Source organism: Terrabacter terrae (assembly GCF_039529575.1).
Lineage (GTDB): Bacteria > Actinomycetota > Actinomycetes > Actinomycetales > Dermatophilaceae > Terrabacter > Terrabacter terrae.
The window spans coordinates 205834-214852 of the sequence record NZ_BAAANB010000021.1 but is presented as its reverse complement, the minus strand read 5'-3'; the positions used below and the strand labels follow the sequence as shown (position 1 = coordinate 214852).

Annotated in this window: 9 protein-coding genes; 2 read left to right on the top strand and 7 right to left on the bottom strand. The window is 69.3% G+C overall.

Annotated features, from left to right (window positions below; genetic code table 11):
* Nucleotides 1-43: 43 nt before the first annotated feature.
* The 3 genes from ABD194_RS11145 to ABD194_RS11135 are packed head-to-tail and all read right to left on the bottom strand — an operon-like array spanning nucleotide 44 to nucleotide 3432.
* The gene (locus ABD194_RS11145; RefSeq protein WP_343991264.1) at nucleotides 44-979 is read right to left on the bottom strand and encodes an acetamidase/formamidase family protein; all 936 of its coding nucleotides are present in this window, start codon (nucleotides 977-979) and stop codon (nucleotides 44-46) included.
* Nucleotides 980-982: 3 nt separating this feature from the next.
* Nucleotides 983-2455 (bottom strand): APC family permease, encoded by a 1473-nt coding sequence (locus ABD194_RS11140; protein WP_343991262.1) that lies wholly within the window; start codon nucleotides 2453-2455, stop codon nucleotides 983-985.
* A 50-nt stretch (nucleotides 2456-2505) separates the two neighbouring features.
* Entirely contained in the window at nucleotides 2506-3432 is a 927-nt protein-coding gene (locus ABD194_RS11135; RefSeq protein ID WP_343991260.1) for a proline iminopeptidase-family hydrolase, read from the bottom strand.
* A gap of 89 nt (nucleotides 3433-3521) precedes the next feature.
* Between ABD194_RS11135 and ABD194_RS11130 the strand changes: the two genes are divergently transcribed.
* Entirely contained in the window at nucleotides 3522-4271 is a 750-nt protein-coding gene (locus ABD194_RS11130; protein WP_343991258.1) for a FadR/GntR family transcriptional regulator, read from the top strand.
* 170 nt (nucleotides 4272-4441) lie between these two features.
* On the opposite strand, the gene ABD194_RS11125 is transcribed toward ABD194_RS11130, so the two are convergent.
* The 4 genes from ABD194_RS11125 to ABD194_RS11110 all read right to left on the bottom strand — a co-directional run bounded on the left by ABD194_RS11125 (nucleotide 4442) and on the right by ABD194_RS11110 (nucleotide 8129).
* Nucleotides 4442-5152: a flavodoxin family protein gene (locus tag ABD194_RS11125; RefSeq protein WP_343991256.1), complete on the bottom strand. Its 711-nt coding sequence runs from the start codon at nucleotides 5150-5152 to the stop codon at nucleotides 4442-4444.
* A gap of 550 nt (nucleotides 5153-5702) precedes the next feature.
* Nucleotides 5703-6422, bottom strand: coding sequence for a DUF2652 domain-containing protein (locus ABD194_RS11120; protein WP_343991254.1), 720 nt, complete (start codon nucleotides 6420-6422; stop codon nucleotides 5703-5705).
* A gap of 30 nt (nucleotides 6423-6452) precedes the next feature.
* Complete coding sequence (locus tag ABD194_RS11115) at nucleotides 6453-6857, bottom strand: cyclic nucleotide-binding domain-containing protein (RefSeq protein WP_343991252.1); 405 nt, start codon at nucleotides 6855-6857, stop codon at nucleotides 6453-6455.
* A gap of 69 nt (nucleotides 6858-6926) precedes the next feature.
* Entirely contained in the window at nucleotides 6927-8129 is a 1203-nt protein-coding gene (locus ABD194_RS11110; protein WP_343991250.1) for an MFS transporter, read from the bottom strand.
* 186 nt (nucleotides 8130-8315) lie between these two features.
* Here ABD194_RS11110 and ABD194_RS11105 point away from each other — a divergent pair, with 186 nt between their 5' ends.
* Nucleotides 8316-8699 (top strand): nitroreductase family deazaflavin-dependent oxidoreductase, encoded by a 384-nt coding sequence (locus tag ABD194_RS11105; protein WP_343991248.1) that lies wholly within the window; start codon nucleotides 8316-8318, stop codon nucleotides 8697-8699.
* Nucleotides 8700-9019 lie beyond the last annotated feature (320 nt).

Here is a 9019-nt window from a genome sequence, read left to right as displayed (position 1 = left end):
CCAGCGGCCGGTCGGACCGCGGGGTGTCAGAGGTGTGGCGGGGTCAGGCGAGGTCGAGGTAGCGCTTCCCGATGCGGGCGAGCGTCACCTGGCCGATGGCCCGGAAGGGGTGCAGGGGGTCCGGTGCCACCGATCCCGTCGGACCGCCGAGCTCGGTGTGCGCCAGGGCGCTCATGACCGTGAAGGCGTCTTCCCGGCTGTAGCCGTGCTCGCCGGTCAGCACGGCGAAGAGGTCGACGTAGGCGTTGTCGATGGACTCCTGGACGGGGTTGCCGAGACCCACGCAGACGAGCTCGTCACCGGTGTCGATCCTCGGCGCGCGCAGGTCCATGCCCTTGAGGAGGTCGACGCTGACGGTCGCACGGCCGGCGATCTCGATGGCGACGAAGGAGCTCTCGCCCCGGCTCATCACGGCGTGCAGGTCGCCGACGGCGAGCCGTGCCCCCTCGACCTCGACCGGCAGGTAGACGGTGGATCCCGGGCGGGCGTCGGTCAGGTCCATGTTGCCCCCGGTGGGATACGAGGGCATGACCGTGGACATCTCACCCTGCGCGGGCGCGACGCCGATGCAGCCGATCATCGGAGCGACGGGGCAGCTGACCCGGTCGGTGAGCTGGGCCGTCCCGTCCCGAACGGGGACGCGCCGCACGTACCACTCGTCCCCCATCGGCGCGGCCAGCGCTCCGGCGCCCGGGATGTAGACGGACCAGCCGAAATCCGCCATCTGGATGTCGTGGATCGTCACGGCGAGCGCGTCGCCGGGCTCGGCGCCCGTGACGTGCACGGGGCCCGTGACGGGGTTGAGCGTCGCCGTGATCTTCGACAGGTCGCGCAGCTCCTCCATCTGGGCGTATGCCGCATCGTCCGTCTCGAACGTGATGCGCTCGCCCGTGCCGGGCTCGACGGTCAGCACCGGCTCGTGGTCCGCGGAGTAGCCGGCGTGGGCGTGGTCCTTGGTGATGAGGTGCGTGGTGGTCATGTCTCAGCCCTTCCGGTCGGCGGCGGTGCGGAAACCGGCGGTGGCGACCTGCGACGTGTCGGCGGCTTCGGCGGCGTCGGCGGTGTCGGCGGCGTCGGCCCGGTGCTCGGGCAGGATGCCGATCCCCTTGCGGCTGTAGTAGGCCAGCACACCGATGCCGATGACCAGCCAGGCGAGGCCGCCGATCTTGGCGGCCGGCTCGGCGTTCCAGAGCACGAAGCCGATGATGAGGAAGCCGATGACCGGGCCGACCCAGTGCAGGACGACGTTGCGCGACTTGCGGCGCACGCCGTAGTACGTCATGACCGACAGGTGCAGCAGCAGGAACGAGGTGAGCGCGCCGAAGTTCACCAGCGAGGTGATGAGCCCGATCTGGCCGACGAAGAAGAGGCCGAGCACGAGGGTGATGCCGGCGACGAGCAGGATGGCCCGCTCCGGCACCTTGCTGCGGGTGTTGACGTGGGCGAGGAAGCGGGGCAGCTGGCCGTCGCGGCTCATCGAGAAGAGCAGGCGCGAGGTGGCGCTCTGTGCCGCAACGGCATTCGCGATGCCGACGGCGAGGGCATTCATGGCGAGGAACGCGATCTGCCACCCGTTGTTGCTGATCTTGCCGACGATGTCGAAGAACGCGTTGCCAGCCTCCGCCTCCGGGAAGGACGTGGTGTTGGGGATGAGCATGCCGGCGAGCCAGGTCTGGCTGATGAAGAAGAAGGCGACGAGGAAGAGGCCGCCGATCATGGCCTTCCCGGCCGAGCGGTGGCCGCCCTTGCTCTCCTCCGCCAGGGTGGCGATGCCGTCGAAGCCGAGGAACGAGAGCACGGCGATCGACAGGGCCGTGCCGACGAGGGGCGCCGAGAAGTTGGCGGAGTCGAAGATCGGCTTCGTCGTGACGTGGGCGCCGCCGGTCCCGTGGGCGATGGCGACGATGGCCATGACGGCGAAGATGACGATGAAGAGCACCTCGGCCGTGAGGAAGAGCCGGTTCACGATGGCGGTGAAGGAGATGCCGACGTAGTTGATGGCGGTGTTCATGGCCAGGAAGACCAGGATCCACGCCCACTTCGGCACGGCCGGGAAGATGCCCGACATCGACTCCGCGGCGAAGACGTAGAGCAGCGTCGGCACGAGGAGGTAGTCGAGCAGGATCGTCCAGCCGGCGATGAAGCCGAGCTTCGGGTGCATCCCCCGTCCGACGTAGGCGTAGACGGAGCCGGCGATCGGGAACGCCCGGCTCATCTGGGCGTAGGACAGCGCGGTGAAGATCATCGCGACGAGGCCGATCAGGTAGACGAGGGGCACCATGCCCTTCGCCTCGTTGTAGACCGTGCCGTAGATGGCCCACGGCGCGATCGGCACCATGAAGACGAGGCCGTAGATGAGCAGGTCGGTCGTGGAGAGGCCACGGTTCAGCTCCTGCTTGTAGCCGAACTCGGTGAGGTCTCCCTCGCCGAGCGTGTGACTGTCGAAGTTGGACATGCGTGACCTCCGGGTCAGGTGGGCGCTGGGGGCGTCAGGTGGGCGCAGGGTCAGTCGTGCTGGGCGAGGAAGGACTCGACGACGTCGAGGAAGGCCTCGGGCTCCTCGACGTGCGGCATGTGGCTCGACTCGGGGAAGACGTGCGAGCGCACGTCGGGGATGCGCTCGACGAACGGCTCCCACACCAGGGGCATCGCCTCATCGTGCGCGCCCGCGATGACGAGTGTCGGGACGCGTATGCCGTCCAGTCGGTCCACGACCGACCAGTCCTTGAGCGAACCGACCACGTGGAACTCCGAGGGGCCGTTCATGGTGTGGTAGACGGTGGGCTCGGCCTCGATCTGGGCGAAGGAGTCGGCCACCTCCGGCGGGTTGGGCACCACCCGACATACGTGCCGGTCGTAGAACACCTTCTCCGCGTCGGCGTACTCCTTGGAGTCGGTGGTGCCGGCCTGCTCGTGCTCCAGGAGGGTCTGCTGCACGTCGTCGGGGAGCTCGCCACGCAGGGTGTTGGCCGCCTTGAGCCACAGCTCCATGGACGCCGGCGAGTCGCAGATGGTCAGGCTGCGGATGCCCGAGTCGTCGGCGAGGACGACCTCGGGACCCAGCATCCCGCCCCACGACTGGCCCAGCAGGTGGAAGCGCCGGTCGATGCCGAGCGCCCGCACGAGGTTGCGCAGCTCGTCGACGAAGAGCTGCGGCGTCCAGAAGTCAGCGGGGGCGTCGGGCAGGTGGGTGCTGCCGCCGCAGCCCAGCTGGTCGTAGTGGATGACCGAGCGTCCCTGCAGCGCAAGGTTGGCGATCGTCAGCGTGTAGTTGTGGGCCGCGCCGGGGCCTCCGTGGAGCACGACGAGGGGCGCCTGCTCGGCGTCCGGGTCGAGCTCGCCGGTGACGCGGTACCAGGTGCGGTGACCACGGAAGTCGACCTCACCCTCGGTGGTCGGGTCGGGAAAGCGCGCGTCGCGCGTCGTTGCCATGCATCCTCCTCGGGGGAACCGGACCAAAGTGGACCACGCAAATGGTCCGGTGACAAGACCTTTAGGCGGACCGGACCTAGACTGCGTGCGTGCAGAGCCATTCGGAGTGGGAGGACGGGGACTCCGTCGCCCTCCTCGGCGAGCCCCGCACGAAGGCGACGTCGCTCACCGACCGGCTCATCACGGCCATCGCGGTGGGCGAGTACTCCCCCGGTGAGCGCCTCCCGCCCGAGCGCGACCTGGCCGCCTCGCTCGGTGTCAGCCGGGCCACGGTGCGCCAGGCGCTGCAGCACGTGACCGAGCTCGGCCTCATCGAGATCCGACGGGGGCGGGCGGGGGGCGCCTTCGTCGCCTCGGCGTCGTGGGAGGACGTCGCGCCGGAGGTCGCGCGGCGCACGCTCGAGACGGAGATACCGCGTCTGCTCGACCTCTACGACTACCGGTGCATGGTGGAGGGGATGATCGCGCGCGCCGCCGCCGAGCGCCGCACGGCGGAAGACGTCGCGGCCCTGGAGCAGGCGCTTCAGGAGTTCGGGGCCGCGACGTCGATGACCGAGGCGCGCAACGCCGACCGGCGGCTGCACGGGCTCATCACGGCGGCTGCGCGCAACCCGCACCTCACGTCACTGAGCGCCCACCTGACGGCGGCCGCCACCCTGGGCTTCGGCGTCGAGCCGTACACACAGGAGTTCTACGACGAGGCGCTGGCGCAGCACGTCGAGCTCGTCGGGCACGTGGTTCAGGGCGAGGCGGACGCGGCGAACCGGTGCGCGCAGGCACACTTCCGGCTCACGCTCGAGACGATGCGAGCCGGCCTCCAACGGGCCGGCGGCTCCTGAACCGGCGCCCTCACAAGTGACGCTGCTGGTGGCTCACGCCAGCGAAGTCAGGCCGGGCATCGCAGCCGGAACCCCTCTCTGCACTGCCGCACGAGTTACGGCCTACCGCCGCGTAGCGCAGTCTTAGTTCAACCCGCCGTCGGCCAACGAACTTGGACTGTGGATACCCGTCAGCGGTACTCGGGGTTGTGCCAGCCGAAGTGTTCGCCCTGGTTCCAGGCAGACCGCTGGTTGCCATAGGCCGGCACTCCGCCGGCGGCCTGCAACATTCGCCCGAGGTGCATGAGGTTCCATGTCATGAAGGTGGTGTTGCGGTTGGTGAAGTCGTTCTCCGGGCCGCCGCTACCCGGATCGAGGTAGCTCGGTCCCGGGCCGGCCTCGCCGATCCAGCCGGCGTCGGCGTTCGGCGGGATGGTGTAACCGATGTGCTGCAGGCTGTACAGGACGTTTTGGGCGCAGTGCTTGATGCCGTCCTCGTTGCCGGTGATGAGGCACCCGGCGACGCGCCCGTAGAAGAGGTACTGGCCCTTGTCGTTGAGAAGGCTGCTCAGGGAGTACATCCGCTCGATGAAGCGTTTGGTGACGCTTGAGTTGTCGCCGAGCCAGATCGGCCCGGCCACCACGAGGATCTGGCTCTCGAGGATGCCCGGGTAGATCTCCGGCCAGGCGTCGGTCGGCCAGCCGTGCTCGCGCATGTCGGGATGGACGCCGGTGGCGACGTCGTGGTCGACGAAGCGGACCTCGTCGACCGAGACTCCGTGCTGGCGCATGATGGCCGCGCTCGCGTCGACGAGGCCTTGCGTGTGGCTCAGCTCAGGGCTCTTCTTGAGCGTGCAGTTGACGAAGGTGGCCTTGAGGCCGGTGAAGTCCCGGTCTGTCATGCGACGACTGTCCCCCATCTGGTTCTCCAGCCGCAGCGGTTCCGAGCCGTCGGTAGCGGTCCGGCGACTCCAGTGCAAGCAGGTTGGACTCCGGCGGTTGTGCCGCAAAAGACGCGCGGGCACAGGCTTCGGCGCGACTCCTGGGGATACGCACCGCTACGTCGGACGGCGGCTGCTACGACGCATCCGCGGAAGGTTGCGCTCTCAGCGGCGGTGGCCCAAGCGGCAGCCCCCGTGCCGCCTCCCAGACCGGCTTAGAGGGTGCCGCCAGCGGCCAGGCGGTGTGTCACTTCGCCGCCTCTCGGCGTGCGGATCTACTTGTTAAGCACATGGCTCCGAGGACCTTTCGATGAGCCGATGCCCCTCGGCCTGCAGGGACGTGGAGACTTCGCGAGGTCGATCTTGCGTGCATATTGATCCGTTCCGCTCAGGATGCCGTCCATCGGCCGGCTCGAGACGCTCGCACGTTGCACACGGTGATCCGACGGCGGAAGGCGCGCGGTCCGGGGAGCCAAAGGACCGACGATCCTCGCCCGGGGCGCATCCGACGCTACGCCCCTGCCACTGCGGCGGGGTGACGGCGTCGTCGGCCAAGCATGTACGGGAGCCCCGCGCCAGCGGCGTACGCCGTGCGCTTCAAGCGGGCCGGCCAAGTCGGGGCTGGTAACGGTATGTCAGTCCCTTCCAGGTTGGCCACCTCGACGTACAAGGCGCGGACCGGGCCGATGCCGTCGAGCTCGGGCTCGATCTCGTGCATGGGCTTTGGGAGGGTGGACGAGCCGGTCCGGATGAGGTCCTCGGTCAGCAGCACGTACTCGCGCACCGGGACCGGGGTCTTCAGCAGCCGGTGCACCACGATGACATCGATGCCCACCAGCTTGAGCCGATGTCGGATGGTCTGGGTGGCGACCTCGCCCACGTGCGCCACGAACTTGAGCGTGAGGTTAGCGGCTTGCTTGCACCCCGCGCAGGGGCACAGGTTCTTCGCGACGTGTTCCCGCTCGAGGTGGAACGCCCGGTGCATGGCGACGGCGGAGCGGACGACTTCGCCGACGAGGTCTTCGTGGTCCTCCGAGTCGGCTTGGCGGTAGAGGAACGCGGCGTCGCCCTCCACCTCGATCAGCTCGAGTTTCGGCACGGCGTCGATGATCCGCTCGAGGAGTCGACTTGTGTTCACCTGGGCGTGGGCGAGGCTCATCCGGTGGGTGCTCATGTACTCGGTGTAGCCACCCATGTCAGCGATGAGGAGGAGTCCCCGGACGGCGGCCATGACTCACGATGACAGAGTCCGGGGGGACCCTCAAGCGTGGGGGGCCGGCGGGTCGATGGGCGGTTGCCCGGGGTCGAAGCGGCCGAGCATCTCCTCGACACCCAGCGCGGCCTCGCGCGCGCTCGGGGTGAACCCAAGGACGACCGGGAGGAACCGATTCGAGAGCAACGCGCGCAGCCGCACGTCGCTGAGGGCCACCACCGTCGCCGTCCGGGGGGTACGCCGCAGCAGAGCGATCTCGCCGAAGCCCTCGCCCGGGCCGATTGTGGCGACCACCCGCCCGTCGCCGACGACCTCGACGTCACCGGACTCGATCACGTAGTAGCGGTCGCCGACGTCGCCCTGACGAAAAACCACTTCACCCGCAGCAAGATTGACCGGCTCCAGCCCGCGCGCGAGCTGCTCGACGGAGGGCAGCGGGAGGGTCCGCAGCATGGGGATCCTCTGGAGCAGGGCGACGTCCTGGTCGTGCACGCCGACGGCGCGATCGAGTGCACGCAGCCGCTACCACGACGCGGCGGCCAGCACGGGGCACAGGAGACCGATGGCGACCAGCGCGGGACGTGGACCCCAAGCCTCGACCGCCCACGACGCCGCAACGGCCCCGATCCCGATGGACACGGCGACCAGGCTCTCCAGCACCCCAAAGACGCGGGCCAGCACCTGGTCGGGGGCCATCCGCCCCAGCAGGGTGAACCCCGCGACGTCGATCAGCGCGTTGCCGACTCCCACAAGGGCCAAGAGGCCGAGCGCCGCGGGATCCCGGGGCGCCACACCGACGAGCGCGATCGGCAGGCCCCACAGCGTGACTCCGACCGAGAACCAGGCGCCGAGCCGTCGAGTGCCGACGAGGAGCGACGCCGCCAGAGACCCTAGGACGGCCCCCACGCCAACAGCCGTCATGAGGGTGCCGGCGCCCGGTTCACCCCGGCCGAGAAGCTCGATTGACGTCACCACGGAGAGGACGGTGAGTCCCCCGCGCGTGAAGGATTGCGCGGCCGCCAGACCCAGCACAAGGGCCAAGTCGCGGTTGTGGACGACCACGCTCAGCCCTTCAGCGGCCTCCCGAACGAGGCGGGGCCGGACCGGCGCCGACGGGCGCGGTGGGGCCTCGTACCGCAGCCCCAGCAGCAGCCCGGCGGACCACAGCGAAGCCGCGGCGGCGACCGTGAACACCATTGCGACGTCGGCCACCTCGAGCAGCACCGCCGCGACGAGCGGTCCAACCACCGTGGAGGCAGAGTCCAGCATGCCGCGGACAACGTTGGCGCTGGCCAGCTCGTGCCCGGTGTGGCACAAGGAAGGAAGCAGGGCCGAGTGCGCCGGACGGAAGAGCGTGGCTGCCATCGTCGAGAGCACGGCGAGCGCGTAGATAGCTGCCGGCGCACCGCCCCTGGCGGCCACTACGGCGGCGGCCGCCGTCACGACGCCGCGCAGGCTGGACACCACCACCAGGACGCGTTCGCGGCGTCCGCGGTCGGCGAGCGGCGAGAGCAGTGGCGCGCAGATCGCGGAGGGGACCATCCGCAGCAGCCCAACCAGGCCGAGGGCCGTTGCCCCGCCGTCGCGGTAGGCCACGATGCCCAGCGCCACCGTGAAGGCCCACTCGGCCGTCCATGCCCCCAGGAAACTCAACTGGGCGCGGCGCAGGTCGGGGTTGCGGGCATTGCTGGTGAAGGCGGCTGCGGCATCGGCCAGCCGGTGCATGCTCCCCGCCTTCCGCATAGGCCGACTGTAGGGCGCAGCCCGGACGACTGCGCGCCGATCCCCACCCCGTCCTTTCCGGCCCTGATCCCGATGCCCGCGGAGATGAGTCTTTCCGCCGCGTCAGGGCGCTGGGGTCGCGGCTCGCCGTAGGCTTCGTGGGTCGGCTCCAGTGGAGAGGAACCGGATATGGACCGTGCCAGCGGTATCAGTGAAGCGACCCGAGCCGCGTTGAACCATAGCCAGATCATCGACCTCACGACTACTGGGCGGCGGACCGGTCGCCCTCGGCGCATCGAGATCTTCTTGCACCACGACGGTGACCAGCTGTTCATCACAGGTATGCCCCGATCAGACAAGACGCGTGACTGGATCTACAACATCGAGGCCGATCCCCGCGTCGTGATCCATCTGAAGCACTCAGTGGTTGACGACGTGCCCGCGACGGCACGAGTGGTGACCGACCCCGACGAGCGTCGACCGTTCATCGAGGCGGCCGCTAGGCGCTGGCGTCGCACGGATGTCCCGGAGATGCTGCGCCACAGCCCGCTGATCCTGCTCGCGGTCGACTAGTCCGCCGCCCCAACAGGGGAGATGCTCTCCCGAAATGGGTTGGGTCAGACCGCCACGCATGGGCGTCGTCGCCCTGCAGGATGCCTCCACGGTCCCGTTCTGTGAGGATCCGGGACGCCGCCGGACACAACAACGTCTACACCACCACGCACGTTGCCGGCCCTCGCGCGCGGGCATCTCGTCGTGGACAAGCAGTTGGGCCCCACCGCCGCAGGCGTCGGATCACCAGTGGCTCGAGGAAGGCACCGGCGAGGACCATCCAGATGGCGTGGAGGACGACCCGGAGCAGTCACATTCCTCGCGAAGATGCCGCGTGGAGA

Coding starts and splice junctions, on each gene's coding strand:
- ABD194_RS11145 (WP_343991264.1), bottom strand. CDS start 979: ATGACCACCACGCACCTCATCACCAAGGACCACGCCCACGCCGGCTAC.
- ABD194_RS11125 (WP_343991256.1), bottom strand. CDS start 5,152: ATGACAGACCGGGACTTCACCGGCCTCAAGGCCACCTTCGTCAACTGC.
- ABD194_RS11140 (WP_343991262.1), bottom strand. CDS start 2,455: ATGTCCAACTTCGACAGTCACACGCTCGGCGAGGGAGACCTCACCGAG.
- ABD194_RS11135 (WP_343991260.1), bottom strand. CDS start 3,432: ATGGCAACGACGCGCGACGCGCGCTTTCCCGACCCGACCACCGAGGGT.
- ABD194_RS11115 (WP_343991252.1), bottom strand. CDS start 6,857: ATGCTGCGGACCCTCCCGCTGCCCTCCGTCGAGCAGCTCGCGCGCGGG.
- ABD194_RS11105 (WP_343991248.1), top strand. CDS start 8,316: ATGGACCGTGCCAGCGGTATCAGTGAAGCGACCCGAGCCGCGTTGAAC.
- ABD194_RS11110 (WP_343991250.1), bottom strand. CDS start 8,129: ATGCACCGGCTGGCCGATGCCGCAGCCGCCTTCACCAGCAATGCCCGC.
- ABD194_RS11120 (WP_343991254.1), bottom strand. CDS start 6,422: ATGGCCGCCGTCCGGGGACTCCTCCTCATCGCTGACATGGGTGGCTAC.